Annotated in this window: 31 protein-coding genes and 1 tRNA gene; 14 read left to right on the top strand and 18 right to left on the bottom strand. The window is 64.1% G+C overall.

Annotated elements, in window-relative coordinates:
• Positions 1–4: 4 nt before the first annotated feature.
• The 5 genes from EJO71_RS25940 (at position 5) to EJO71_RS25920 (ending at position 4,223) form a co-directional block, all read left to right on the top strand.
• Positions 5–655, top strand: coding sequence for a DNA-3-methyladenine glycosylase (locus EJO71_RS25940; RefSeq protein ID WP_125951286.1), 651 nt, complete (start codon positions 5–7; stop codon positions 653–655).
• Positions 656–805: 150 nt separating this feature from the next.
• Complete coding sequence (locus EJO71_RS25935; RefSeq protein ID WP_125951287.1) at positions 806–1,786, top strand: acetyl-CoA carboxylase carboxyltransferase subunit alpha; 981 nt, start codon at positions 806–808, stop codon at positions 1,784–1,786.
• 15 nt (positions 1,787–1,801) lie between these two features.
• Positions 1,802–2,779, top strand: a complete 978-nt coding sequence (tilS, locus tag EJO71_RS25930) for a tRNA lysidine(34) synthetase TilS (protein WP_125951288.1) — start codon at positions 1,802–1,804, stop codon at positions 2,777–2,779.
• A gap of 55 nt (positions 2,780–2,834) precedes the next feature.
• Complete coding sequence (locus EJO71_RS25925) at positions 2,835–4,103, top strand: aspartate kinase (protein ID WP_125951289.1); 1,269 nt, start codon at positions 2,835–2,837, stop codon at positions 4,101–4,103.
• 27 nt (positions 4,104–4,130) lie between these two features.
• Positions 4,131–4,223 (top strand) — tRNA-Ser (locus tag EJO71_RS25920).
• Here the strand turns inward: EJO71_RS25920 and EJO71_RS25915 are convergent.
• Positions 4,191–4,571, bottom strand: a complete 381-nt coding sequence (locus EJO71_RS25915; RefSeq protein ID WP_240651503.1) for a helix-turn-helix domain-containing protein — start codon at positions 4,569–4,571, stop codon at positions 4,191–4,193. The two genes, EJO71_RS25920 and EJO71_RS25915, sit on opposite strands and share 33 nt — an antisense overlap.
• A gap of 65 nt (positions 4,572–4,636) precedes the next feature.
• On the opposite strand from EJO71_RS25915, the gene EJO71_RS25910 reads away from it, so the two are divergent.
• From EJO71_RS25910 to EJO71_RS25885, 7 genes are all read left to right on the top strand, one after another.
• Positions 4,637–5,422 carry a hypothetical protein gene (locus EJO71_RS25910; RefSeq protein ID WP_240651504.1) on the top strand — a complete coding sequence of 262 codons (786 nt, stop codon included), beginning with the start codon at positions 4,637–4,639 and terminating at the stop codon, positions 5,420–5,422.
• A gap of 209 nt (positions 5,423–5,631) precedes the next feature.
• A complete protein-coding gene (locus EJO71_RS25905) occupies positions 5,632–5,961 on the top strand; it encodes a hypothetical protein (protein WP_125951290.1) in 330 nt (109 codons plus the stop codon).
• Positions 5,961–6,122 (top strand): hypothetical protein, encoded by a 162-nt coding sequence (locus EJO71_RS34460; RefSeq protein ID WP_164546895.1) that lies wholly within the window; start codon positions 5,961–5,963, stop codon positions 6,120–6,122. The genes EJO71_RS25905 and EJO71_RS34460 overlap by 1 nt, the downstream gene beginning before the upstream one ends.
• A gap of 330 nt (positions 6,123–6,452) precedes the next feature.
• Entirely contained in the window at positions 6,453–6,680 is a 228-nt protein-coding gene (locus EJO71_RS25900) for a hypothetical protein (RefSeq protein WP_125951291.1), read from the top strand.
• 200 nt (positions 6,681–6,880) lie between these two features.
• The gene (locus tag EJO71_RS25895; protein WP_125951292.1) at positions 6,881–8,347 is read left to right on the top strand and encodes a hypothetical protein; all 1,467 of its coding nucleotides are present in this window, start codon (positions 6,881–6,883) and stop codon (positions 8,345–8,347) included.
• A gap of 11 nt (positions 8,348–8,358) precedes the next feature.
• Positions 8,359–8,664 (top strand): hypothetical protein, encoded by a 306-nt coding sequence (locus EJO71_RS25890; protein WP_125951293.1) that lies wholly within the window; start codon positions 8,359–8,361, stop codon positions 8,662–8,664.
• Positions 8,665–8,670: 6 nt separating this feature from the next.
• Positions 8,671–10,053 (top strand): zonular occludens toxin domain-containing protein, encoded by a 1,383-nt coding sequence (locus tag EJO71_RS25885; protein WP_125951294.1) that lies wholly within the window; start codon positions 8,671–8,673, stop codon positions 10,051–10,053.
• On the opposite strand, the gene EJO71_RS25880 is transcribed toward EJO71_RS25885, so the two are convergent.
• The gene (locus tag EJO71_RS25880) at positions 10,047–10,400 is read right to left on the bottom strand and encodes a hypothetical protein (protein ID WP_125951295.1); all 354 of its coding nucleotides are present in this window, start codon (positions 10,398–10,400) and stop codon (positions 10,047–10,049) included. The genes EJO71_RS25885 and EJO71_RS25880 overlap by 7 nt on opposite strands.
• Positions 10,401–11,295: 895 nt before the next feature.
• Here EJO71_RS25880 and EJO71_RS34620 point away from each other — a divergent pair.
• Positions 11,296–12,183 (top strand): hypothetical protein, encoded by an 888-nt coding sequence (locus tag EJO71_RS34620; protein WP_206169049.1) that lies wholly within the window; start codon positions 11,296–11,298, stop codon positions 12,181–12,183.
• On the opposite strand, the gene EJO71_RS25870 is transcribed toward EJO71_RS34620, so the two are convergent.
• A complete protein-coding gene (locus tag EJO71_RS25870; protein ID WP_125951296.1) occupies positions 12,148–12,372 on the bottom strand; it encodes a DUF6019 family protein in 225 nt (74 codons plus the stop codon). The genes EJO71_RS34620 and EJO71_RS25870 overlap by 36 nt on opposite strands.
• A gap of 129 nt (positions 12,373–12,501) precedes the next feature.
• Here EJO71_RS25870 and EJO71_RS25865 point away from each other — a divergent pair, with 129 nt between their 5' ends.
• The gene (locus EJO71_RS25865) at positions 12,502–13,092 is read left to right on the top strand and encodes a recombinase family protein (RefSeq protein WP_125951297.1); all 591 of its coding nucleotides are present in this window, start codon (positions 12,502–12,504) and stop codon (positions 13,090–13,092) included.
• A 361-nt stretch (positions 13,093–13,453) separates the two neighbouring features.
• On the opposite strand, the gene EJO71_RS25860 is transcribed toward EJO71_RS25865, so the two are convergent.
• The 15 genes from EJO71_RS25860 to EJO71_RS25795 all read right to left on the bottom strand — a co-directional run bounded on the left by EJO71_RS25860 (position 13,454) and on the right by EJO71_RS25795 (position 24,942).
• The gene (locus EJO71_RS25860) at positions 13,454–13,873 is read right to left on the bottom strand and encodes a hypothetical protein (protein WP_125951298.1); all 420 of its coding nucleotides are present in this window, start codon (positions 13,871–13,873) and stop codon (positions 13,454–13,456) included.
• 88 nt (positions 13,874–13,961) lie between these two features.
• On the bottom strand, positions 13,962–14,744 hold the full coding sequence (locus tag EJO71_RS25855; protein WP_125951299.1) for a DNA adenine methylase: 783 nt from the start codon (positions 14,742–14,744) through the stop codon (positions 13,962–13,964).
• Positions 14,689–14,880 (bottom strand): Com family DNA-binding transcriptional regulator, encoded by a 192-nt coding sequence (locus EJO71_RS25850; protein ID WP_240651516.1) that lies wholly within the window; start codon positions 14,878–14,880, stop codon positions 14,689–14,691. Before EJO71_RS25850 ends, EJO71_RS25855 begins: the two co-directional genes overlap by 56 nt.
• Before the next feature lie 175 nt (positions 14,881–15,055).
• Positions 15,056–15,631 (bottom strand): DUF4376 domain-containing protein, encoded by a 576-nt coding sequence (locus tag EJO71_RS34455; protein WP_137860896.1) that lies wholly within the window; start codon positions 15,629–15,631, stop codon positions 15,056–15,058.
• Between the two features lies 1 nt (position 15,632).
• Complete coding sequence (locus EJO71_RS34450) at positions 15,633–16,832, bottom strand: hypothetical protein (protein WP_164546896.1); 1,200 nt, start codon at positions 16,830–16,832, stop codon at positions 15,633–15,635.
• Positions 16,833–16,839: 7 nt separating this feature from the next.
• On the bottom strand, positions 16,840–17,412 hold the full coding sequence (locus tag EJO71_RS25835; RefSeq protein ID WP_164546897.1) for a putative phage tail protein: 573 nt from the start codon (positions 17,410–17,412) through the stop codon (positions 16,840–16,842).
• 2 nt (positions 17,413–17,414) lie between these two features.
• Positions 17,415–18,518, bottom strand: coding sequence for a baseplate J/gp47 family protein (locus EJO71_RS25830; RefSeq protein WP_125951303.1), 1,104 nt, complete (start codon positions 18,516–18,518; stop codon positions 17,415–17,417).
• Positions 18,519–18,550: 32 nt separating this feature from the next.
• The gene (locus EJO71_RS25825) at positions 18,551–18,943 is read right to left on the bottom strand and encodes a phage GP46 family protein (protein ID WP_125951304.1); all 393 of its coding nucleotides are present in this window, start codon (positions 18,941–18,943) and stop codon (positions 18,551–18,553) included.
• Entirely contained in the window at positions 18,943–19,674 is a 732-nt protein-coding gene (locus tag EJO71_RS25820; protein WP_240651505.1) for a phage baseplate assembly protein, read from the bottom strand. The genes EJO71_RS25825 and EJO71_RS25820 overlap by 1 nt, the downstream gene beginning before the upstream one ends.
• A complete protein-coding gene (locus EJO71_RS25815; protein WP_125951306.1) occupies positions 19,671–20,798 on the bottom strand; it encodes a phage baseplate assembly protein in 1,128 nt (375 codons plus the stop codon). The genes EJO71_RS25820 and EJO71_RS25815 overlap by 4 nt, the downstream gene beginning before the upstream one ends.
• Positions 20,782–22,041, bottom strand: coding sequence for a DNA circularization N-terminal domain-containing protein (locus EJO71_RS25810; protein WP_125951307.1), 1,260 nt, complete (start codon positions 22,039–22,041; stop codon positions 20,782–20,784). The genes EJO71_RS25815 and EJO71_RS25810 overlap by 17 nt, the downstream gene beginning before the upstream one ends.
• Positions 22,042–22,044: 3 nt before the next feature.
• Positions 22,045–24,057, bottom strand: coding sequence for a phage tail tape measure protein (locus EJO71_RS34990; RefSeq protein WP_125951308.1), 2,013 nt, complete (start codon positions 24,055–24,057; stop codon positions 22,045–22,047).
• Positions 24,054–24,185 carry a hypothetical protein gene (locus tag EJO71_RS34985; protein WP_276311682.1) on the bottom strand — a complete coding sequence of 44 codons (132 nt, stop codon included), beginning with the start codon at positions 24,183–24,185 and terminating at the stop codon, positions 24,054–24,056. Before EJO71_RS34985 ends, EJO71_RS34990 begins: the two co-directional genes overlap by 4 nt.
• A gap of 26 nt (positions 24,186–24,211) precedes the next feature.
• Positions 24,212–24,571, bottom strand: a complete 360-nt coding sequence (locus tag EJO71_RS25800) for a phage tail assembly protein (RefSeq protein WP_125951309.1) — start codon at positions 24,569–24,571, stop codon at positions 24,212–24,214.
• A complete protein-coding gene (locus EJO71_RS25795; protein WP_125951310.1) occupies positions 24,568–24,942 on the bottom strand; it encodes a phage tail protein in 375 nt (124 codons plus the stop codon). The genes EJO71_RS25800 and EJO71_RS25795 overlap by 4 nt, the downstream gene beginning before the upstream one ends.
• Positions 24,943–24,950: the final 8 nt, after the last annotated feature.

The raw sequence follows: 24,950 nt of genomic DNA, 5'->3' as shown, positions 1-24,950 counted from the left end.
CCCCATGCCCGCCACCCGGAAGACCAGCGTAACGATCTACACGCCGGACTATTGGGAGGAGGCATGCAAGCATCTCTCCCGGAAAGACCGCGTCATGAAGCGGTTGATTCCGAAGTTCGGCGACGCCTGCCTCGAGTCGCGCGGCGACGCGTTCACCACGCTCGCACGCAGCGTCGTGGGCCAGCAGATCTCGGTGAAGGCCGCGCAGTCGGTGTGGGACAAATTTGCTGCGCTGCCGCGCAAGCTGACGCCGGCCAACGTGCTCAAGCTCAAGGTCGACGACATGCGTGGGGCGGGGCTGTCCGCCCGCAAGATCGAGTACCTCGTCGACCTGGCCCTGCATTTCGATTCGGGCCTGGTGCACGTCGATGCGTGGAAGGACATGTCGGACGAGCAGATCATCGACGAGCTCGTGGCCATCCGCGGCATCGGCCGCTGGACGGCCGAGATGTTCCTCATCTTCCACCTCATGCGCCCGAACGTGCTGCCTGTAGACGACCTGGGGCTGCTCAACGGCATCAGCGTCAACTACTTTTCGGGCGATCCGGTCAGCCGCAGCGATGCCCGCGACGTCGCCGTGGCCTGGGCACCATATTGCAGCGTGGCGACTTGGTATATTTGGCGATCGCTGGACCCCGCCCCAGTCGTGTACTAGGACCACCCCCAGGCTGTGCGCACTTCGTGTCGCTTCGCCAACCCCCTCAAGGGGGCAACACCAGCGGCCCGGCGGAGCCGGTTCCGCGGTGTTCCTGGAATTGGCACGATGGATCGGTGGGCAGCAAATTGAAATAAACAGGAGAAGACGTTGGCGAAACGAACCTTCCTCGACTTCGAGCAGCCCATTGCTGAACTCGAAACAAAGATCGAAGAATTGCGCTATGTGCAGACCGAATCCGCGGTCGACATTTCTGAAGAGATCGATCAGCTCGGCAAGAAGAGCCAGCAGCTCACCAAGGATATCTACAGCGACCTGACGCCCTGGCAGATCACCAAGATCGCGCGGCATCCGGAGCGTCCCTACACGCTCGACTACGTCAACGAAATCTTCACTGACTTCGTCGAGTTGCACGGCGACCGTCATTTCTCGGATGACCTGTCGATCGTGGGCGGCCTCGCGCGCTTCAATGGCGTGCCTTGCATGGTCATTGGCCACCAGAAGGGGCGCGACACGAAGGAGCGCACCGCGCGCAACTTCGGCATGAGCAAGCCCGAGGGCTACCGCAAGGCGCTGCGGCTGATGAAGACGGCCGAGAAGTTCAAGCTGCCGGTGTTCACTTTCGTGGACACGCCCGGCGCATACCCCGGCATCGATGCCGAGGAGCGCGGCCAGTCGGAAGCCATCGGCCGCAACATCTTCGAGATGGCGCAGCTCGAGGTGCCGATCATCGTCACCATCATCGGCGAAGGCGGCTCCGGCGGCGCGCTGGCCATCTCGGTCGGCGACCAGCTGCTGATGCTGCAGTATTCGATCTACTCCGTGATCAGCCCTGAGGGCTGCGCTTCCATCCTCTGGAAGACCGGCGAGAAGGCGCAGGAAGCGGCTGATGCATTGGGCATCACGGCTCACCGTCTCAAGGCGCTGGGGCTGGTCGACAAGATCGTGAACGAACCCGTCGGCGGTGCGCATCGCGACCATCGCCAGATGGCGGCCTTCCTCAAGCGCGCGCTCAACGACGCGTTCCGCCAGGTCAGCGACCTGAAGCCGAAGGAATTGCTGGAGCGCCGCTACGAACGCCTCCAGAGCTACGGCCGCTTCAACGACACCAAGGCCGACAACGGCAGGTAACGCTCGGGCGCTGCCATGAACTCCGCTTTCGAACGCGCCATTGCCGCGTTCGAGCCGGCGTACTGGCCGCTGGCGGTGGGTTTCAGCGGAGGCGCCGATTCGACGGCCTTGCTGGCCGCCTGCGCAGCGCGCTGGCCGGGGCAGGTGGTCGCATTCCATGTGCATCACGGGCTGCAGGCCGCGGCCGACGGCTTCGAGCAGCATTGCCGCGCGGTATGCGAGCGCATGGCCGTGCCGCTGGTCGTTCATCGCGTCGATGCGCGGCATGCGCAAGGCGAAAGTCCTGAAGATGCCGCCCGTCGAGCCCGCTACGCGGCGTTTGCCGAAATGGCGCGCGCCGATGGAGCAAAGACGGCCATCAAATCCGTGGCGCTGGGGCACCATGCCGACGACCAGGTCGAAACCCTGTTGCTCGCGCTGTCGCGCGGCGCGGGGCTTCCAGGACTGGCGGCCATGCCGGCGCACGCGCGGCGCGACGGGCTCGACATCTACCGGCCGCTGCTCGTGGTTGCGGGCGCGGAAATCCGCGAATGGCTGGCCGGCCGCGACCTGCCCTGGATCGAAGACCCGACCAACGGCGATGCGCGCTACACCCGCAACAGGATCCGCTCGGTGCTGTTGCCGGCGCTGGAGCAGGCCTTTCCCCAGTTTCGCGCCACGTTCGCGCGCAGCGTGGGCCACGCCGCGCAGGCGCAGCAGTTGCTGAACGAGCTGGCGGCGCAGGACCTGGAGAGCGTTGGCAGCCCGCCGCGCATCGCCACGCTGCAGACGCTGACGCGCGCCCGCCAGGCCAACGTGCTGCGTCACTGGCTGATGCAGTCGCACGGCTGCGCGCCCAGCGCCGCGCAGCTCGACCAGTTGCTCGACCAGGTTCGCGCCTGCACCACGCGCGGCCACCGCATCCACCTCAAGGTGGCTGCCGGCTTCGTCGAGCGGCAGGGCGATTTCCTGCATTGGTACAATGTTTCGCCCTCGCCGAAGACTTGGCTCTGACAGCTTGCAGGGCGCCGCCTCCTAAGCGGCCCTTTCCCTTTCTCTGATTTCACCCATGGCATTGATCGTTCACAAATACGGCGGTACGTCGATGGGCTCGACCGAGCGCATCAAGAATGTCGCCAAGCGCGTCGCCAAGTGGGCGCGCGCAGGCCACCAGATGATCGTGGTTCCGAGCGCCATGAGCGGCGAGACCAACCGCCTGCTCGGATTGGCCAAGGAACTGGCGCCGAGCAAACCCGGCGTGGCCCACAACCGCGAGCTCGACATGCTGGCCTCCACCGGCGAGCAGGCATCGTCGGCGCTGCTGGCCATCGCGCTGCAGGCCGAGGGCGTCGAGTCCGTGAGCTACGCGGGCTGGCAGGTTTCGGTGCGCACCGACAACTCGTACACCAAGGCCCGCATCGAGAGCATCGACAACGAGCGCGTGATGGCCGACCTGAATGCCGGCAGAGTGGTGGTCATCACCGGCTTCCAGGGCGTGGACGACGAGGGCAATATCACCACGCTGGGCCGTGGTGGCAGCGACACTTCGGCCGTGGCCATCGCCGCGGCCATGAAGGCGAACGAATGCCTGATCTATACCGACGTCGACGGTGTCTACACGACCGACCCGCGCGTCGAGCCCGATGCGCGCCGCCTCACCACCGTGAGCTTCGAAGAGATGCTCGAGATGGCGAGCCTGGGCTCCAAGGTGCTGCAAATCCGCTCGGTGGAATTCGCCGGCAAGTACAAGGTGCCGCTGCGCGTGCTTTCGAGCTTCACGCCGTGGGACATCGACATCAATGAAGAGGCCAAGTCCGGCACGCTGATCACTTTCGAGGAAGACGAAAACATGGAACAAGCCGTCGTATCCGGCATCGCATTCAACCGCGACGAAGCCAAGATCTCGGTGCTCGGCGTGCCCGACAAGCCCGGTATCGCGTATCACATCCTCGGTGCGGTGGCGGACGCCAACATCGAAGTCGACGTGATCATCCAGAACCTCAGCAAGGACGGCAAGACCGACTTCAGCTTCACCGTTCACCGCAACGAGTACGCGAAGACGATCGACCTGCTGCAGTCGAAGGTGATGCCCTCGCTGGGCGCGACCGAAGTGGTCGGCGACACCAAGATCTGCAAGGTCAGCATCGTCGGCATCGGCATGCGCAGCCACGTGGGCGTGGCGAGCAAGATGTTCCGCGTGCTGAGCGAAGAGGGCATCAACATCCAGATGATCTCGACCAGCGAAATCAAGACTTCGGTCGTGATCGACGAAAAATATATGGAATTGGCAGTGCGCGCACTGCATAAAGCCTTCGATCTGGATCAACCGGGTGCCTGAGTAGTGGCATAATCTCGGCTTCTTTCAGGAACTGTGACCGAGTGGCCGAAGGTGCTCCCCTGCTAAGGGAGTATGGGGTGTAGAGCCTCATCGAGGGTTCGAATCCCTCCGGTTCCGCCAAGTTGATGAAGCCCCGTTGATCTTCGGATTGACGGGGCTTTTTTCATCGTCGGGGAAAGCTGCCAGCATGGCTCTAAAGCCATCGGCGGCTTTTTTTTCGTCTGCGTTTTCTGACTGCTCAAGGTCTTCGGCCATGGCAGTGATGAATGCTCTTGCGGGGTCTTCGCCCAGTACGGCACGGAGCTTTCCTCGCACCCGCCAGTTACATGGCCGCTTCCCTTGTTTCATCTGTATCAGCGTTGGGGCTGTCGTCTCTAGGAGGGCGGCGAGCTTGACCTGGCTCCCTGCGACGGCAGCGGCGGCTTCGATGAGTTCGGCGACGGTAAGGGGTGTTGCAAGTTGCGACATGGTGATGTACTCTCGGGGTGTTGCAGTTTGCTATAGGTTGCAGATTGCTCATTCTAGGAGCGGCCATGGCTATCACCCCAATCTCGCAGTTTCCCGGATCGGGAATGCAAATCTCCTTCGCTGCGTTCGCGCAGCGTCCTGAGTGCCCCCCTGCTGGTGCCTCGCAAGAGGTAAACGAGGTCGCGCCGAGCTTGGCCGCTCCCTCGGCCTCCGGCCAGCAGGCGGGCACACCCTTGAGGGTGCTCGTGGCGTGCGAATACAGCGGCCGCGTGAGTGCTGCTTTTCGAGCCGCTGGCCATCACGCATGGTCGTGTGATCTGCTGCCGACAGAGGGTGATCCCGCCTGGCATATCCAGGGTGATGTGCGGCACGTGCTGGACCTCGGTTTCGATCTGATGGTTGCGCATCCCACCTGCACCAGGCTTGCAAACAGTGGTGTGCGCTGGTTGCATCGGCCTCCCGCGGGGAAGACAAAGGCGCAGATGTGGGCTGAGCTAGAGGAGGCTGCAGCGTTCTACCGCGAGCTGCGTGATGCGCCGATCCCGCTCAAGGCCATAGAGAACCCGGTGATGCATCGCTATGCCCGGGAGCTGATCAAGCCGGGTCCTCGGCAGGTGGTGCAGCCGTACTGGTTCGGTGATCCCGAGTTCAAGGCCACCGGGCTGGAGCTGATCGGTCTTCCGCCGCTCAAGCCTACCAGGATGCTCACTCCTCCGAAGCCGCGTACGCGTGAGCACGCGGAGTGGTCAGTGGTTCATCGCGAGTCGCCCGGCCCGGATCGTTGGCGTCGTCGCAGTACGACTAGGCAGGGCATCGCGCAGGCGATGGCTGCTCAGTGGGGTGCGCTGTGACCCCTTCTCAACGCTGGTCCCTGATTCGTCGCCGGGAGTTCTGGACGCAACGGCGTCTCTTCTGACGCGCTAGCGGTGAGGGCCTTGCCTAGCCCATGACGGGACAGGTCGTTGCCAAAGGGCGGCACGACGTACTCCTGATGGCAGGGCTCTCACCGCTAGCACGTCGCTAGAGCCCGCCGCTACATGCGGTCATTTAGGAGTCAACCATGTCGCAATTCAGTTCCATCCTCGAAGTTCTCGCTATCGAGAACGAAGTCCGCACCAGCAAGCGGACCGGCAAGGACTACAACCACTTTGCCGCTCGCTGCGTGCTGCGCGATGAAAAGGGCGGCGTCATCACCGTGGGTACGCTGCGCAGCGATCAGGTGATGCCCGAACTGCGCGATCAGATGAAGGTTGGTCTGTTCGCGGCCACGTTCTCCCTGCGTGTGCCCGACTTCGGCGACGCCAAGGGTGACATCGTCTCCATGCTCACCGGCTTCGTGCCCGCCTCAGGCCGCGTGCCGCAGCAGCCGCAAGCACCGAAGGCCTCGTGATGCTCACGCCAGCCATCGCCCTTGCATTCGGCCTCGCTGGCTTCCTGCTGGCGGTGGCTGTCGTTGCGCTCATGTGGATCGACGGTGAGCGCGCTGAGAGACGCGAACGCATCGAGCGTGCTCGTCGTCGCGTACACGCTGACGTGCCGAGGATCAAATGATCTGCGCCCAGCCCGATGCCAGCGGTGCTATCACTGCCGCGCCTTCGCAGCCTGCGGACCTGTCCACGTGTCCCGTGGTGCTGATCACTGGCTCGGAGCTGAGCGCAGTCACTGGTATTTCTTTCCCTGCGCCTGCCGACTTCGCAGCAGCCTGGTCGGTCGGCTTCACCCTCGTCGTCGGTTCTTTCGTCATCGGTTGGTATGTCGGTGTTGTTCTTCGGTCCATCAGGTCGTGACAGCAGCGATGAGCGTCGCATCGTCGTGAGACGCCCGGCGTTCATCGGTGTCGTCCCGGAGTCCCGGGCCACCTGTTCAACAGAGGAGTTATCCATGAACAAGTTTGCTCGCATCGTTCGCAAGAACAAGGGTGCCGTTGCGCTCGCTTCGCTGGTCGGTGGCGTTCCCGCCTTCGCCGCTGGTCCTGACTTCAGCACGCTCACCGCTGCTGTGGACTTCGGCACCGTCGTGACCGCAGTGCTGGCCATCGCGGCGCTGATGATCATCCCCAAGGTGGCCGGCTGGGGCGCGAAGAAGGTGCTCGGTTTCATTCGCGGCTGATGCACCTGCCCCGGCTTCGGTCGGGGCACATAGCAGAGCATCTTCGAGGAGGTACTGCGCTATGTGGCTCATCTTTGCTTTCTTCTGCGGTGTGTGCTGCGGCGCTGCGTGCGTCGCCGGGATGTGGAATGTCTAGGCTCGCTTCGCTCCTGCTGTCTTGCCTGGTGTTTTGCGTTGGTTCGGCACATGCGTCTGTTCCCATGGTGCCCGGTGACAGCTATTGGACGCGTTCTGCCGCGCCCAGTGAGCGCTACTCGGCCATGCAGGCGGCATGCCAGGGCTATGTGCCTGCCCTTCAGGCGCAGTTTGCCAATCAGCCTAGCTTCACCTTTGGTTTGACCGCTTGCAATGCAACGTCGTCTACGACTGGTTCGGCAGTCGTGACCAGGTATGTCAACGGCGCGGCGTATGACACCTTCAGCGATGGTAACTACTACGTTGCTTCGCAGATGCAGTGTCCTGCGAACAGCGCGGCTGATGGTGCTGGCGCGTGCCAGTGCAGCACTGGCTATTCTGAGTTGAATGGCTCGTGCATCGATGCGAAGCAGGCGCAGTGCGCCAGTATCAAGGGCACGTCTGCTGGAGACTGGTGGCACGACACGGGTGATGCGCTCGGCCTGCCTGCGCAGTCCACCTTCTATCTCTGCAACAAGTACAGCTCTGCTGGTGGTGGTCGGTGTGTCGTCAAGGTAGAGCCGTCGGAGTGCACGCAGGCGCAGGGCGGGTGGTGGCGGTGCACTGGCGGGGGTGTGTTCACCGGTGACCTCGCGCCGGATAACGGCAAATGCTCGCCAAGCACGCAGGGTGCTGGTGATGGCACGACTAAGACCAACCCCATGCCCTCGTCGCTGCCTGTGCCTGGCACGGACCCGCCGCAGGCTCCTCCGAAGCCTGACCCGAACACCGCTGCGCCCGCACCGTGTCCCCCGGGTACGTTTCCTGGCCAGGTCAACGGCAGAGACATGTGCGCGCCGTCGAGTGCGTCGAACAGCGGCGTCAAGTGGTCATCGTCGCCGGGTAGCGGCGTTACGTCCTCGACCGACGCTAGCGGCAACACGACGACGAACAGCACGACCGGCAACACGGTGTGCAGCGGTGGCCAGTGCACGACTACGAACACGACGACCACGACGGCCACGGATGGAAGCGGCTCGATCATTCTTCCCGGCAGTTGCCCTCCAGGCTCTGTGGTGAACGGCAAGCCGGGTTGCCAGCAGACGAACAGCAGCACGCAGAGTCAGTCCGATTTCTGCAAGGCCAATCCCACCTCGACTCAGTGCGGCGGCAACGGTGCGCAGGTCGGTGGCCAGACTGGCGGCGCATGCCAGCAGAACCCCAGCGCGGCAGGCTGCGGCGGCACACCTGGTGGAACGAACGCCGGAGATCTCTACACCGCGAAGGGCCGCACCATGCAGCAGGTGCTTGGTGACGCAAAGAACAACCTCCAGCAGTCTCCGCTTGGCGGCGCTGTGGGTAACTTCTTCAGCGTTGCCGGTGGTGGCAGCCCGCCTGTCAGCAGCGGCAGCATCAGCATCTTCGGTAGGACCGTTGCACTCAATTTCGACATCTGGTCGACGTCGTTCGCGACGAACGTGCTGGCCATCGTAAAGACGGTCCTGATGGTCGTGGCCGCGTTCATGGCCTTCCGCATTGCAGTAGACAACTGAGGGTCGCCAGCATGCTTCAGCAACTGACCGATTGGCTGTGGAACGCGATCAAGGCCGTCTTCCTGGCCATCTGGCAATTCGTGCAGGACGCGTTCATCGCGTTCGCCGATGCCGTCATCAGTGCCGCTGTCGCGTTGATCACCGCGATCCCCATTCCGGCGTGGCTGTCGGGCGGTTTGCAGTCCATGTGGTCCGGCATGGACGGCGGTGTTCTGTGGATCGCGACGCAGTGCGGCGTGCCCCAGGCGCTGGCCATCATCGGTGCGGGCTACGCCTTCCGCATGCTGCGCAAGTTCCTCACGCTGTTCCAGTGGTGACCTGACATGGCAATCCTGTTCGCTGAAGGTCTTCCCAGGTCGGGCAAGAGCTACGAGACGATGGTCAAGCACATCATCCCGTGGCTGCAGAAGGGCCGCGAGGTGGTGGCGTACATCGAGGGTCTCGAAACCGTCGAGTGCCAAGAGAAGATTGCGAAGGTCGCCGGTATCCCCCTGGAGCGCGTGCAGCAGTTGCTGTTTCCGCTGACGCGTGAAGATATGCGCCCACGTGAGGAGAAGCGCGGCGGCAAGCTCGCACAGATCGACGGCCTGTGGATCGAGAAGACCCGCGATAACGCTTTGCACGTCTACGATGAGGCGCAGAACTGGTGGCCCAATCGCACCAAGCCCAGCGACGCGCTCACGCAGTTCGTTACGGAGCACGGCCATCGTGGTATCACCATCGTGCTGATGGGCCAATCGCTCATGGACGTGCTCGCGCTCTGGCGCCGGCGTGTCGACCAGAAATTCACGTACCTGAAGCTCAGTGCGCTCGGCCGCGACAGCAATTACCGCGTGACCGTCTACAAGGGGCAGGGCAACGATGAATTCGTCAAGGTCGGCGACAAGCTCAACAAGTACGACCCGAAGTATTTCGGTACGTACAGCAGCCACGTCAGCACCGACACCGACACCGACACGTACACCGACAACCGCGTGCTGGTGTTCAAGGGCGCAGCGTTCAAATACGGCGTCCCGCTGACCATCGCGCTCGGCATCTGGGGCGCGTACAACCTCTGGGCTTACTTTCACCCGAAGCCTGTGACTGCGGTCGCAGCGAATGGCGATCTACCGCTAGGTTTCAAACCGATGTGGGGCGGCAAGGGCCCGCCTACGGTGCCCACGGGCGCTACAGGCGCACGAAATGCTCAGGGCAAGGGTGAGGCCGCGCCCGATAACAGAACGCCCGCGGAGCGCTATTTCGGTGACCTGACGCAAAAGGGGGCAAGGGTCCGCCTGGCTGGCCTGCTGCGCTCGCATGACAAGCTCGTGGGCACTGTCGAATGGCTCGACGGGAACACGCGTGTCATCGAGCGCGTCAGCATCGAGACGCTGCGCGAGGTGGGTGTCACGGTCAGAGTGAATCGCGACACGCTGCTGCTCGAGGCGGGTGACTGGAAAACGCTGGTCACGATGTGGCCGGCCGATGAGTCAGAGGGCCGGGTGTCGCAGACCAGGCAGGAACAGATCAGGGGCGGAGGGCGCGAGGCACGAACGGACGATGCAGTCGCCGGCACGCCTCTAGCTCCTCCCGGGCTCATGATCATCGACGGCTCGAAGGGTTCAGGTGTCCCAGCGGCCCCGGCCGCGCCGCTCCAGCAGACCCCAGCGCAGCCCCGGGTGCCGGCTGGCTCGAAGTGGTCGTTTCAGGTCGGCGGTGGTCAGTGAAGGGTGAAGCTGTAGGTCCTGAGCGTTTCGCGGCACCGGGCCACGTGTGCGGCGTATCCGGTGAGTTCCTTGCTGCTGCGTTCAGTCAGTTTGCGCTGTGCCCTCTTCACCTGTGCAGCCAGCTTGCGCGCCTTCTTGCCTGCCGCGCGCGCCCAGTCGGGGGTGGTCTTTGGCTCGGGATAGCTGATGCGCCCTGCAGCCTTGAATGCCGCGCCGCGCAGACTGCGGATCGCGCGAAGGGCCTTCGTCGTCGGGCGCGAGGTGGCCCACACCAGCAGGCGGCCGAAGGGCAGTGGCAGTTGCAGCGCCATGGCGTCGGGGTGCTTGCGGTAGTTGGCTGCGATCATGGTGTGGGTCTTTCGGTAATACCTTCAGCAGTCGCTTCCTCGTTCCCCCGCAGGGCGGGGGCGGAGGGGGTGGGTTGCTCATGCAACAAGAAAAGTCCGGCCAGTGCCGGAACCCCGCATAGAAAACACCCCCGTTGCGCCCCTCGCAAAAGCGCGGGGTCAACGGGGGTGTTTGCGGGGTTCCAAGCTGGTCGGACTTTTCCGGGCGTAGCGACGACAAATGCACCGGGCGTGCCACAGCGAAGCGACAAGGCGAAGCCGACTGGCGCGACTGGTGACTTGTCGTCGCGGCTAGATGCTCATGGCACGTGTGCGGCTCTGCCTGTGCGCCTGCTCGGTTGCTTGCCATGCGAGGGAGCGCCAGCGGCTGCGGGCTCCGGCCCTCAATGCCAGCTATGCGCCGGCACGCGGGCTATCGGTGCGCGCGAGGCCGTGTGCGCGCGGCGAAGGTCAGGCGCTTGCGCCGACCGAGGCCGCGCGCAGCGCGGCCTAACTTGTTCTTAAAACACTTTGGAACACACCTCTATGGCTCGTCAGTACCGAGGCCCTCGTGGGGCTTATCAAAGAACCATCGGACGCATGTCCGATGTGGCTCGTATCCGCATGGCGAAGGGATGGACGCAGGCTCGTCTTGCGCAGGCTGCTGGTTGCTCGGAGCGCGCTGTTCGCGAGCATGAGCGGCACGACTGGCCTAACGGTAAGGAGGCTGGGCGCTTGTTGCATCGACAGTTGCTCGATGCACTGCGGTGAGATCTCTTCGTTCCGGTTTTAGAGCCTGGCTCTGAAACCGGCAGGGTCGGCCGTGAGTTCCGGTTTGAGGCCGGCGCGGCAAAAAAAGACCCGGCGACGCGTCAACGTCCCGGGTCCGGATTGGCAGAGAAGCTAGGAGGAAACCATGCCAATGGAGCGGTATGTTAACGGTCTGTGGTTCGAAGGGGTAGTGGTCCCCGACAAGTGGGTGATCCGCACCTGGGAGGCCAATGGCGTGATGGAGCGCAGCGCGGCGCCCTACGTCATGTGGCGCGAGATTCACGATTTCGGGTTCAAGCACGACGGGTGGACACCGATTCGCCCGGTCGATCCGGTCGAGGATGCGGAGTTGATCGAGGAAAGGCGCGAGAAGGCCCTCAGATCGGCCGCCAACAGGGCCAAGACGACTTGCCGCAGGGTGATCATCACCGAAGGCTTTAACGAGCTTCTGACGCTGACCTACCGCGACAACCAGCCGGACCGCGAGCTGTGCAAGGTCCACTTCAAGGAATGGGTCCGCCGAATGAAGCGTGCCCTTGGTGGTCAGTTCCGCTACTGCGCAGCGTTCGAGCGGCAAGACCGAGGCTCAATGCACGTTCATCTGGCGACGCACAAGCTGCCAAAGAACCCGATGTACGAGGGTGTCCGCATCAAAGCGTTCGAGCTGGGCACCAAGGTCTGGCGGTCCATCGTGGGTAAGGACAACGGCCTGTGCTTCGTCGGTGGAAAGAAGCGTGGCAAGTGGCATCGCAAATGGACGCTGGCCAAGATGGCGGCCTACGTCTCGAAGTACATCACCAAGGACTACAAGGACGCGCCCAGCGAGTCCAATCGCTACAGCCGCAGCAATGGTGTCCAGGTGGGCGAGGTTCACACCATGGAAGTCGAGTGCAGCTATGCGGAGCTGATCGGTCTGTGCTACGAGCACCTGCCGGGCGACACCACGATTGCCCTGCGAGCGAACCACTTCAACGATAGGTTGTGGTTCTGCAAAGAGTCAGTCGGCCCGCATGTCGGGCAGGTGAGCTGTTGAGGCTGTGCGGTGCCTTGCTGGTTCCCGCTCTGAGCGCATGCCTCGTTGTGCGTCGAGCATGCCGTCGCGGACTGCCCAGCGAATTACGAAGTAGAGGACGGTCAGCGCGATGGCTGTTCCGATGATGCTTAGGGCAATGCCCGCAAGCCATGCCTGTGCGATGAGCCGCTCGAATTCTTGGGTACGCATTGGTCTTCTCCTTTGCGTTAGTTTATTGGCGCTCACATGTTTGGGGCTGGCCTATGTCGTCGTCTTTGGTGTTGACTGTGTCCGGCCAAATGCATCACGCCTTTGGGCGTCTTACATTTGGAGGATTAAATGCTCGTAGGTTATGCACGCGTATCAACGCGCGAACAGGAAACGCACCTTCAGTTTGACGCGCTCAACAAGGCAGGGTGCGAGGTGATTTTTCACGAGAAGGCCAGTGGTGCGTCACAGAGGGGCCGGCCGGAATTGGCGCGCTGTTTGGGGTCGCTGAAGCGCGGTGATGTGTTGGTGGTCTACAAGATCGACCGGATTGCTCGTAGCCTCTTCGACTTGCTCGACATATTGCGTCGGTTGGAGCGTGTTGGGGCAACGATAAAGAGTGTGACTGAGCCGCTTGATACGACGAACAGCATGGGTGTGTTCGTGGTGCAGATACTGGGGGCGGTTGCCCAGTTGGAGCGTTCGATGATTCGGGAGCGATCGATGGCTGGTCAGCTGGCAGCACGTGAGCGTGGCAGGGAACCTGGGCGTGGTCGCAATCTCGATGCTGACGTTGAGGCTAAGGTTGTGGCGCTGTACCGTGAAGGTGGTGTTACTTACCGGGAATTAGCTCAGGCATATGGCGTATCGCCCTCGGTTGTTAAGCGTGCTGTCTACCGTGTAACGAAGGGCGCGGACTATTGGAAGAAGCGGAGCGACTAGGGTCGAAAACATCCGGTTCCGCCAAGTTGATGAAGCCCCGTCGATCGTTTGATCGACGGGGCTTTTTCTTTTCCCTTGCCGCACAGCTTCGAACGCAGTGCGATTGCTTTTCCTCGCGGAAGTGGGTGTAAGCGGCCGCGTGGCGCTGAACTTTCGGACGCATGGAACTGAACTCGCTGTCCATGCGTCCGGTTTGTAACATGCGTCCGCGCCCCTGAGGGCCGATGCCGGCACCTCCAGCCTAGTTGCCCACAGGCCCTAAAACCCCGATCCCACGGCGTTTCAAAGCCGTTTGTACCAGCAGAAAAGCCCCGGTTAGCGGGGCTTTCTTTCGTGGTGCCGGGCATAGCCCGGGAGGCAATCAGTCGTCGGTATAGGCCCCGCCGACCGCCGCGATGGCCCGCCGCATGGCGGCCTCCAGTTCGGCCAGGTCGCCAGCGAAGCCCCAGTGCTGGGGCTCTTTGGCCGCCCGCTCGGCATGCAGACGCTTCTGGTCGAGAAGCTGGGCGAGGAGGACCGTGATGTTGGCACTGCGGATCTTGTAGGCCTCGGTCGCGCTGCAACGACGCGAGACCTTAAGCAGCTCGCCGCCGACAGCCGGGGGAACAGCCAGCTCGCCGCCGTTCTTGGCTGCCTGCCGGCCGGCGTCAAAGGCCGCCTGCAGCGCCGCCTGGATGCCCCAGACCGAAACCTCATGGAAATCGAGGGCGTCCCTGTTGCGGGTTTCGAGAGTCTCGATGCGGAAGTGCTTCTTGGCGATGGCGAGGAAAAGCGTTTTCATGATTGCTGGTGGGCGGTGAGTTGCGATGCCTCCAGTACCGCTCTGGTGCCGCGCCCCAGCAAGCTATCCAGACCAAGGCAGTCTGGCACTACCGCACCGCCTTGAAGTTGCTGATCAGCACCTCGCCCACGGCTTGGTTGCCCTTGGCGCTGATGCTGTACCGCGTCTTGACCGCCTCGATGCGGAACCCGGCGAAGGTCTCTCGTACACCGGGCGTGTCGTTCAGGCTCACGATGAATTTGCCCTTCAGGCCTGCCAGAAGGCCCGCCAAGCGCGCGAAGTCGTCTCGACTGAACACACCCTCGCCATAGTCCTTTTCGTTGCCCCAGTAAGGCGGGTCCACATAGAACAGCGTGCCCGGCTTGTCGAAGCGCTGGATGACCTGGTCGTAGGGCTTGTTCTCGATGAAGACGCGCGCCAGGCGCACGTGCGCGTCGCTCAGCTCCTCCTCGATGCGCAGCAGGTTCAACCTCGGCCCGGCCGTGGCCGCGATCCCGAAGGTCGGCTTGTGGATCTTGGCCCCGAAGCTGGTCTTGGCCAGGTAGAAGAACCGCGCTGCCCGCTGGATGTCCGTGAGGGCATCCGGGGGCAGTGACAGGAAGGCGTCGAAGTCATCACGCGCCACCAGCATCCAGCGGAACTGCGCCACCAGCTCGGCCAGGTGATGCTTCACGCAGCGATACAGGTTGGTCAGCTCGCGGTTGATGTCGTTGATGATCTCAACCTTGCTTTCCGGTTTTTTAAAGAGCACCCAGGCCGCGCCTGCGAACACCTCGCAGTAGGTCTGGTGAGCGGGCATCCGCTCGATGATCTGGTCAGCGAGGCGGCTCTTGCCGCCCAGCCACGCCAACGGGCTTTTCTGTTGCGCCATCACGTTCCTCGTGGTGTGACGCTCGCCGGCGTGCTGGTGTGGGGCTCGGGTCGCTGCGATCAGCGGCACTGGCCCTCCAATGGTTCATGGTCCCGCAGCGCGGGCACTTGATCTCGATCCTTACTGCATCGGCCATCGCGAGCTTTCGCCCGCAATGGCCGCATCTGACTTCCTGCATTCGGCACCACCTATGATTCGCCCCGCCTAGCTAGGTGGCAGGGTCTTCGGTCGATGCCGTGCGCGATCACGGCGGAGACGGGTGGAGCGGGTGTTCCTGCACCCAAACCACTCGCCCTGTCTTTTTTTGCTGGCTAACTCGGCCAGCCCGTTGTCGTGTCGTAACCCTCCAGGCCGGGGCGATCATTCGCTGCGAGCAGCATGGCGATCGCCTCCAGGTGCACCCTCTCGTTGGAAAAGCACTGCTCGCGCTTCACGATGAATGCGGCATAGGCTGTCTCAAGATCTGCGGCCGTGATGGCATACCAGGTCGGCGGCTGGTCGAGCTGGATATCGATCGAGGACACGCCAAGTGCCGTATGTTGCAACGCGATAGGTCCGACTCGCGCGAGGTCCGCATCGGTGGGACGGAACCGCCGCCCGCCCGCCAGCTCGACGCCTTCGGCGATCAGCGACACGCGCTTGCCCGAAACGGCCCAAGTCGCATACATCGCGACATCCGAGAGCGGAGGTGGCGGCGCGACATTGGTGAGCAATCCGTCGACGACCCAGTACCCAGTTGGCGTTGCGTAAGGATCGAACTCGGGCGGCAGCGGCTCTTCGAGCTCAATCCTCCCTTGCCAGCTCTCCACGTCGGGATAGGTCGAGGCATCCGTGTCCTGCCACTGGATCACCTGCAGATTCGAGAGAAGGTACAACGCGTATTTCATATCACCTCTGCAGCATGAAGAATCCTGGGCCACCAGCGCCGCCAATGCCACCATTGCTCCCGCCAGCGGAGCTTCCGTAGCCGCCACCGCCGCCCCCGCCACCGCCGCCGTAGTTGCCGCCTGGGCGTCCTTGAACGCCGGTGCTGCCGGCGCGCCCACTGCCGCCACCGCCACCAAAAGGCCCGCTGGCGCCTTGGCCACCATTGCCTACGCCGCCGTTGATCCCTCCCGCGCCGTCGTTCCCGTAGCCGCCCAATGGGTCTCCGTTGGCAGGCGTGCCTCCTGCGGGCGTGCCCGCGCCTGACCACGGCACCCCACCAGATCCGCCGCCACCCGGCGCACAAGTCGCCAGCGTCGTGGCGCCCGATGTCATGGTCGTCGCTGTCCCATTGCTGCCAGCACCACCGGCCACAGTTGGGGTACCTGCATTCCCTCCGGTGCCCCCCGTTGTTGGCACGGTGATGGTGTAGGCCGTGTTGGGAACGACGGCAATGGGCAGGCAGATCACTGGAGATCCAACGCTGCCGCCTGCGCCACCGCCGCCGACACCCAGAGAGTTCGTTGCGCCACCACCGCCACCACCGCCGCCGCCGCTGCCGGTCCCCGATCCCCAAACCTGATACACCCCAGCAGGACAGACCCAGATGCTGGTACTGAGAAAGCGGCTGACGCGGGGGCCCTGCAGCATCTCGACGAGCCACGCAGAAACGCCATTCGAGCGAAGGTGCACGATCTCACCTTGCGCCATCGTGAAGTTCGTGGTCAAGCCAATGTCGATGATGTCCGCACCCGCGCAATTCACTGTCACGGTGTTGGCGGAGGTATCGGTGCGGCGCAGCGCAAGAGGCAGCCCGCGCACGGCAGACGCCCCTGGCAAATTGAGGATCACATTGCCAGCTGCCGCATTGATGAGGAGCAGCCCTCCGTCTCCAGGCGTCAGCGTCGTCGTGCCGTTCCCGATCACCCGGGTGCCGGCACCCGCCATGCGGCGAATGGCTTGCAGCATCTGCGTGAGGTCGCCGCCAGATGCGACGAGACCACCAGCCTCCAGCGTGTTGACGATCTCCTGCTGTACACCGTTCGCCCACAGGTAGCTGAAGTAGGTCGCCAACACGCCTGCGCCCGGATTGCCGGGCCCGAAGCCGTGCTTGCCGACCCCGAAGAGGTCTAGAACCTTGTTGGAGGTTTGAATGAAGTCCATGTTCGCCTTAAGGTGCGTAGCCCAGGAGGGCAACGGTGTGTGCTGGCTTGTGGCGCCCGATCACGCATTCGAGCTGGGTGTTGCCCCATCGACGCAGTTGCACGTCGCAGGGGCTCTCGCAAGTGGCCTCGAAGATGGCCGTCGATATCGGGACATTCAGACGCCAGAGCCCGATGAAGTCCTCGCCGTTGACCGGGCTGTCGCACGGATCCATGCACGTCATCGGGTCGAACTCGGTGATCGTGCAGCCTGGATAGCCCAGACTCGCCGCGAGCGCGATCATGTACGGGCGCGAGAGGTCGCCACGACCACGGATGCGCGCCAGCAGATTCAATCGCCGAGCGTCGGCAGGAGCACCAGCTCCGCCGATACAGGCATCCGGCAGGCTGTAGTTGCGCTCCCAGTCCCCGAGCAAGACAACGGTCCGATCAGGCTGTTGCTCCGCGAACAATGTGTCCGCACTGTTCAGAGCTTCATCCAGGACCGCCGCCGTCGACGCCGCCTCCGCGCGCACACCTGGCGCATTGCGCTCATAGGCTTGCGGCGGCAGGCAGGCGATCAGTGCGTCTTGGGTGTTCACGGTCAGGTCAGCGTCTTCAGGCCGCAGGTAACGATTTGGAGGGCCAGGGATGTCACCGAGCTTGTCACGTTGGTTGCAGGTGCAACCAGCGTGACGTCCGTCACTCCGCGTACGTTCATGAGGGCTTTGATCAACGCGGCACGCACGAGCGTTTCACCAGGAGCCAGTGCTGCAAACACGGCATCGATCGCCGCTGTGAGTGCTGGCAGCAGATACGTCGCGCCAGTCGCTTCGGCCACGACTGGATCGAGCGTGTAGCCGGAAGCCAGCGCAAGCATGGCCGTCACTGGCGTGACGATGGGCGTAGGAGCCAAGGCCAGGACGGGGCTGCTGTTGCGCATGCCGACTGGACGCCGTACGTCCAGGACCGCCTGGACGGCCGCGAGCAGCGGTGCATCCGGCAGGCCGGTGGCGGGCATGGGAACAACGTCGACCGTCCCGGCACCGCGGCGGACATCGAACACGAAGACCCGAGCCACACCCGGCACCGCGAGGGTCCAGCGCTTGTAGTCGTCGATGTTGCCGCCCTGGGCCTCTTCGCCGAGCCACAGCAACAGGCGCGAGAGCAACGAGTCGTAGCTCTCGATGTCCGCTCCGCCCGTCATCGTCAGGATCGTGGCATTGCCCGTGATCCCGGCTGGCGGAGCATTGACCGTCGCGGCCGTATTGGGCGACTGGTTCCCGGCGGCCCCGGCCGCAGTCGCGGCGGCCGCGAGGTCGACGTAGCCGCCGGCGCCAGCGACGCCGGCGGCAGTCGCTGCGTAGTAGATCGACTGCGCCGTGAAGGCCTGCTGCCCCACGGCCACAGGCGAGCCCTCTGTCCCGAAGAAGCGCACCGTACCAGTGGCCACCGATGCCGCCTTGCGGTAGATGTTGCGCTGGTTGGCCATCTTCTCCATCAGGTCGTCGTCGGCCAGGTCGGGAAACGCCTGGCGGTAGACCCACATCTGGTGGGCGTACAGCCCCTCCACGACGGCGGCCGTAGCCGTGGCACGCACGAAGTGGTCGCTGTCCGGGCCGATCGCCGCGTCGGGCCACTGGTTCGCAACAGCCTGCAGGTAGCGGTTGCGGATCTGGTCGAAGGATGGAACGGGGTACGAAGACATGTTGAAAGCCTCTTCAAAGGGGCGTGAAGGGGTCAGGCGACGCGCACCGGGAACTGGAAGGTGTGCCGGGTGCCGACCGCGTCGACGATCTCGATGGCAAGCAGCAGACGCCCGCCTGCGGTGGCATCCTTCTCACGCACAGTGCTGATGTCGATGGTCTTGGCCCGCCCGTCATCGAGCAGCGGCTTCAAGGCCGCGTGCGAGTACTGCAGTGCCAGGCGTTCGACGCGGGCCGTGTCCTTCTCGCGCTGCAGTTCATGCAGCCGTGAGCCCAGCGTGATATCGCCGAACCACTGGCCCAGCGGTGTCTCCAGCCGCAGATAGGCCGCATTGACCAGGCCGTTGGCAGGATCGCGCACCAGGTCGCCCACGGGCGCGGTGGTGGGCTCGTAGTCGCGCGTGAGGGGATTGATCCATGCATCCATCAGGGATTGGGGCCGAGAGTGACGGCGCCGGTTTCGTTGTGGTTGTGTGTGCTGCCGAGGTTCTTGCCGTCCTGCCTGATGGAGCTGGCCGCGTCATAGGTCAGGTTGCAACTCTGGTAGTTGAAGGCAACGTTGTTGAAGTTGACGGTGCCGCCGCCCATCGTGGCCACGGCCGCGCCAATGCCGCCGGTGACCCCGCCCACGGTCAGCTGCATAGCCTGCAGCAGCTGCGTGGTCTCGAGGCGAGGCGTCTCGAAGCGAGACTTGGTCGACGTCTGCACGAGAAGATCCGGGGTCACCAGCTCGATGCGCTCCGAGGCCTCGACGCGGAACACCTTGGTCTCCACGAAGACCTTCTCCTGCGCCTTGACGTGGATCGAGCGGTCTTTCTTGAAGTGCGCGAAGTCGCCCCACTGGTTGTAGGCGCAGCTCTCGCCCTGGTTATCGACGACGAAACGGTAGTCGCCATGCTCGGTGGCCACCACCACCGATGCGCTGGTGCGGCCGCCGAGCGGCAGCACGATGTACTCGGTCCCGCTCGGCGGCGCGGAGGTGAAGCCGAAGTGCTGCATCAGCTCCATCTCTTCCAGGTCTTCGCCGGCCAAGCCCTCGCCGGAAACCCGCTGCACCTTCGTGGAGATGGTCAGCCTGGAGAGTACGGCGCGCAGGCCCTGGCGCACGCCAGCCTGCATGCGGCTCATCTCCCGGCGCATGACGTCGATCGGGCTCAAGACGAACCTCCCGTGAGGTCGACCACCCGACCAGGCAGCGAGTTCTTGCCACGCCGGTGCTTGCGGTTGCTCGGGTGAGCGTCGAGCAGCCATACCCCGTCTTCCTTCATTGTCAGGGTGGTCGTGGTGCCGACGCGCTTGTTCGACGTGAAGCGGCGCCCCGTCAGGAAGTAGATGCCGTCGATGCCATGCGGCTCGCTCTTCACCGAGATCCGCTGGCCAGGCATCCAGGCCACGCCGTCCTCGGTGTAGTGGCCCAACACCGTGGCGGTGAGCGTGTAACCACGCAGGCGAGCATCGCTGATGATCTTGCGCCCACGGGCGCGCGCCACTTCTTCGTTGATGGCTTCGTGGTCGACCACCACCTTCGGCCGGTACACGGTCATCCCGTCGTCGCGTACCTTCGCGCGCACGTTGTTGCGCCCAGAGCGCTCACCACCGCCAGTGCCGCCGGCATGCGCCTGGCCCAGTACGGTGACCTCGCTGTATCGCTCGGAGATCGAGCGACGCTCCGAGAGACGCTCCACGTTGTTGCCCTTGCCGTCGCTGTTGAGCACCAGCGTGGCCACCGGCGGCAAGTCATAGCGCGGGCGGCCGACCACGAGTGTGCCGTCCGGGTCGAACCACGGCCACAGGCCATTCGCTTCGGCCGCACGCCGCAGCGAATCCCACGCCGTATCGCCCGGCTCCAGGTTGACCTTCTCCCGCAGGATCTTGTTCTCGGCGTCGATGCGGATCCGCGTCACACCCAGCGGCCGCACGATCTTGGTCACGACGTCTCCCAGGCTGAGCTGACGCATGGAGAGGATCGGCGTCGAGCAATCCAGCAGCACGCCGGCGCCGTCGCGGCCGCTCAGCTGCAGATCCTGGCCATTCTTGTGCACGTCCAGCTCGCGATCGTCGAGGCTGCCGCTGAGAACCGTGGTCGACGTGCCTTCGCGCACCAGGCGCACCTCGACCGCCGCACCTTCCTTGACCTCGGGCGGCAACACCATCCGCGTCTTCGAAAGGCTCATGCGATAGGCGTCGGCGGGGATGAAGAGGTCGCTGTCGATGTCGTAGTGAGTCCAGCCACGCTGGGCCTTTCCACCGATCAGTACCTCGACTTCAACGGGCGTATGCATAGAGCACGTCCCCCCGTTCGATCAGCACCTGGCGGCCCAGCTGGTTGAGTGCCACCAGTTCGGATGCCCGGTCCGGCGTGCCGTACATGGCATGGGCGACCAAGCGCACCGGGCCCGACACAGGACTTTCGCGCTGCACCAGCGGTGGGCGCAGGTTGATCACGGCCCGCGCGGCCTCCTGCACCTGCCAGGCTAGCGTGGCCAGCGCGGTGCTGGCCTGGCCGCTGGCCTCCGGACTCAATGCAGAGCGTGCCGCGTCGATCGCAATCTGGCAGGTAGTGCGTGTCTGTGCCGTCAGTTGCTCGATGTCCTTGCGCTGAAGCATGGGCACGTCGGCCTCGCCGGCGAGCACGATCGCGGCAGCCTCGGCGATCGCCGCCGCGCAGTGGACTCGCGCATGCGCCTGGACGATCGCCACGTCGGTCAGCATGGCGGCACTTGGCACAGGGACATTGGGGAGCAGCACCAAAGTGGCGGGCGCTAGCTGCGTGCGCACGACGTTGAAATCCGCGATGGCCGATACCGCCGTGAGCGCGACCGCTGGGCCCTCGTAGACCGCGCTGCGGCCGCCGAAGGACAGTCCCTGAAACGCCCGGTCGACCGTGGCCACGAGGTCGGCCGCGTAGGCCCTCGGATACAGCAGCGGATCCAGTGCGCTGAGCAGAAGTCCCGAGGAGCCCGTGATGGACAGGATCCGACCCACGTAGCTCTGTGCCTGGCTGAATGCGTCCGTGAGCACTGAGATGCGCGGCAGGTCGAAGGAAGTACTTCCCACGAAGCGCTCAAGAGCATCATCTGCGCTTGCCCTGCACGACTGCGCGCCCGAGGCGATCGCGTCCGTCATGGTCGACGTGCTGCTCTCGGAGAACACCAGCTCGCGGACGCTGTCTTCCGTGAAGATGACGTGGACCACGGCGCCGTCGACAAAGTCGGCATCGTGCTCGTCTTCCCAGGACGTCGCCATCACGGTCATCAGGCCGTGAATCGGGTGCACCAGGTCGCCGGTACCGGGCAGCTCCAGCGCGTCGACGAACTGCTGCAGCTCGCTCTCGTAGTCGTCGCCGAAGAACACTGCGCGCACGCGCACCCGGCGCGGGCCGAGGCCCATGTCTTCAAGCTCGGCCCCTGCGGTATAGGGGTACTGGTGCTCGGCCACTGCGCGATCGCCAGCGCGGCCGACGCGCTCGATCTGGATCGGGATTCCGCGGAAGCTCGCGTCGAGAAGGGTGTCTTGCCAGGCCATCGGTCAGTTCCTGCGCGCGTCGAGACTGTTTTGCTGGTTGGTCGACGCGGCGATCTCGCGGCCGTCGAGCGACACCTGAATCGGGCGATTGCCTGCCGCCTTCGTCTCGGCGATCAACTGGTCGAGCTTCTGGGTGAGCGTGTTGCGGTCCTGCTCGAGCTGGGCCTTTTCCTGCTCAAGCTTGGCGATATAGGCCGGGGAGGCACCTCCCTCGCGCGATGCGTCGGCGAGCTGGCCCAGCTCGCTGATGCGCGCGTTGCGCGAGGCGATGCGATCGGTGAGGCCCTCCTTGCTGTTGGCGCGCTCGCTGAGCGCATATCCGGTGGCGAGGATCGGTGCGCCCACGGCCACGAGGCCGGCGGCCGTACCGCCAACGACGACGCCTGCTGTACCCAGCGCCACGCCACCGGCCGTGCTGACTGCGCCTGCAGCGGGACCGTTCATGATGCCGCTGCGCGCTGCAGCTGCTGCAGCACCGCCGGCACCAGCGGCTGCAGATCCACCCAACAGATTCTTGATGGCGCCACCGCCCAACAGCATCAATGCGCCACTCGCGACAGCTGCCGCTGCTGTCAGGGCGGTGATGCCCAGCTTGAGCGTCTCCATCGCGGTGCCGAGCTCTGGGTACTTCTGGTAGAGCTGAGTCGTGTGCTCGGCGAGTTTGCCGATCGCTTCATTGGCCCCGCCAAGGCCATTCGTCTGGGCTATGAGCTTCTCGTTCTCGCTCTGCTGCACCTTGAAGTCAGCGGTCTGAGAAATCAGCGCGAAGTTGCTTTCCCCGTATTGACCGTTGGCACCAAGCACCGTCTTGTTGACGCCCTTGATGTAGTCCTTCTTGTTGAGCTCCGCGATCAAAGGCATCAGGGCCTGCCGGTCCTGGATGATCTTCCCGATCGCGCTGCCCTGCAGGATGTCAACCTGCGAATCCAAAGATGCCTTCCGCTCTTCGTCGCTTCCTGCCTCAGAGGCCTTCTTGCGCAACGCTACCAGGCGCGGGTCCTTGCCTGCGATCTGGTCGACCAGGTTAACGAACGCGTCAAGCGAGTTCACGCCCTTGGCACGCGCCGCAGCGAGCGAGCCGGAAAGGTCGATGCCCAGCTTCTTCGCGTCTTGTGCCGTGTCGGAGGAATTGATCTTGAGCAGCAGGTTCAGCAGGTTGTTCCCTGCCTCGTCCTTGCTGCCAGCAGTGATCACCGAACCTTGAGCCGACGCAAGGATCCGGGCATATCCCTCCATGCCATTGAGACCGGACATCTGCGCCGAGGCAAGGAGCTTCGGCAGCCATTTGGCCATGTCCTTCAGCTCGAAACCACCAGCCTGGCCGGCTGCCAGCGCCATGTCGAGCATCTTCGGAATGTCAGCCTCCTTGAAGCCGTTCTGCAATGCTCTGACGACGATGGTCGACAGATCGCCCACGCTGGCATTGCCGGCGGCGGCGTATCTGGACACGGTGGGCAGCAGACTCTTCGCCTGATCGGGTGTCACCGAACCGCTGGCCAGCATGTCGTTCAGGCCACCAAGGATGTCCTCACGCTTGCCGCCGCCAGCGCGCATAGAAGCGACCACGATGTCATCCAGCTCGCGCATGCCCTTGATGCGGCCGGGCAGATTTCGATCGGCGAAAGCAGTATTGGCCGCATCGGCCAGTTGCCGGTCGTAGGTGCGGGCCTGCTGCAGGGGCTGCGCCACCACCATCTTCGCCGCCTGGAATGCGGCCGCGCCAGCCGCCACGCCCTTGACGATGTTGCCGGTAGCGCTCCAGGCGCTACGCAGCCGCTCGGCGAGACTGATCGCGCGTTGCGTCTCACGGGCAAGGTCCGCTGCTTGCCTGGTGGCCTGCTGCGGCCCCTTCATGCTGGCCAGCGTGGTTCCGAGCTGCGTGCTGGAGGCGTTGCCCTTCTGCAGCTCCTTCTCGATCTGCTTGAGGTTCGACTCCACTTCACCCATCGCGCGCCGCAAGGGCGCCACCAACTTGTCGTTCAAGCTGGTGGTGAGGGCGATGCGAAGATCTGTCATGTCGGCGGAGGCTTGCGGCGTGGAGTTCGGGGTGGCTTGCGCTTCTCGCGGCGGCTCACGTAGACCGTGGGGTATTCGTGGCCCTTGCGGCCGGCCGCCGCGTTAAGGATCACCACTGCGTCGGCCATCGTGACGTCGGCCGACTCCGTCCAGCTCAGACCGGCTTTGACGAGTCCGTGGCGGATGCGGAGGAGTTCGGCGCGGCCGCGATCGCGGCCTGCCGCTTTTTTTCGAGTTCCCCCGAGGCAGCGTCGAGCTGGTTGTAGTCCGACGGGTGCATCGAGCACAGCAGGTCGTAGGTGATCTGCTTGGGCTCCAGCGTGCCGAGGCGGACCAGCTGGCGGGCCATCAGCGCCGCATTGACGGCGACGCCGTTGTGCCCGCCCACCTGGTCGACCGCGTCGATGTTGTCGCCCAGCGTTGGCAGGCGCATCTCGAAATCGCGGTGCAGAACACCAGCGACCTCGACGCCTTGCTTCAGCGTCCCGGTGATCGTGATGCCCTTGACGCTCATTCGGTCACCTTGCGCACGGCCACGAGGGAGATGTCACGGCGCGCCTCGCCTTCGGCCTGGTACTCCTCGCCCACGTCGGTGCTGAAGCAGTCCAGGTAGCTCACGCGCTGGCCGCCATCGCCCGGATCGATCGTGAGCTTGGCGCCCTCGATGTTGTCCCAGTCGAGCGGACTTCCCTCGATCGGGATCACTGCAGTGACGCGCAGATCGTATGTCTTGATCCCGCGACTGAACCCGGCAATATTGCGCAGACGGTTCATCGTCTTGACCGGACGGCGCCCGGTATTGGTCTTCGGCGACACGGTCGCCACTTCGACTTCGACGCCATCGACTTCCAGGCTGATCGAGCCGACGTATTCCTTCAGTGCCATGCTGACTC

The sequence above is a fragment of the Variovorax sp. 679 genome, assembly GCF_003952185.1.
Taxonomy (GTDB): Bacteria; Pseudomonadota; Gammaproteobacteria; order Burkholderiales; family Burkholderiaceae_C; genus Variovorax.
The sequence above is the reverse complement of the archived record's forward strand: the minus strand, read 5'-3'. Positions and strand labels throughout refer to the sequence as shown.